The 594-nt window shown below is 33.5% G+C and carries 1 protein-coding gene and 1 pseudogene; one reads left to right on the forward strand and one right to left on the reverse strand.

The features are described from left to right. The coding region (locus tag DNK84_RS08325; RefSeq protein ID WP_162902317.1) for a hypothetical protein at positions 1 to 300 on the reverse strand (300 nt) is incomplete at its 3' end. 33 nt (positions 301 to 333) lie between these two features. Here DNK84_RS08325 and DNK84_RS14640 point away from each other — a divergent pair. After that, positions 334 to 594, forward strand: a pseudogene (locus tag DNK84_RS14640) (hypothetical protein); the annotation flags it as partial.

Here is a 594-nt window from a genome sequence, read left to right on the forward strand (position 1 = left end):
ATCAATGCGGGTTCCATTACGGTACATAACATTCGTAGCTCTATATTCTTTGAAAAAATAACGTTTACCTAGCGCATCTAGTTGAGATTTGATTTCCGATTTAAAAGTATCTGTTAATACTTTCTCTTGATGACGAAATGCTGTATACAAATCTGATAGTTTATTTGATAGCTCTTGAGCAGTTTCAACTTTATTGGTGCTATATGCTATACATTTACTAGTGTTCAGCGCAGTCAATTTTTCAATTATAGTTGATATTTCTTTTTGAATGTCTTGTAAGTTTTGCTCAGCTAAGTTCATTATGGTCAAACTCATTAAGGTGAATACATTTAGTTGTATTATACCTTGGAGATTAATTCAACGGTAAAGAACTATTTACCCACAAATTCCGAATGCGCCCAAAAAGAACTTCCAATAATTGATGGTATGATTGGTAGCCCTAAAGCAATGTTTAACTTACTTAAAAAGTATCTATTAGGACTTAACTTGTCTGAGATAAACAATCTTGTATTTGTCGCCGATGGTGCGCCTTGGATATGGAAGCGTATCAATGAACTTCTCGATTCAATAGATGGCACTGAACAAATGAATGTT

Origin of the sequence: Facilibium subflavum (assembly GCF_003574485.1) — a bacterium.
Lineage (GTDB): Bacteria > Pseudomonadota > Gammaproteobacteria > Francisellales > Francisellaceae > Facilibium > Facilibium subflavum.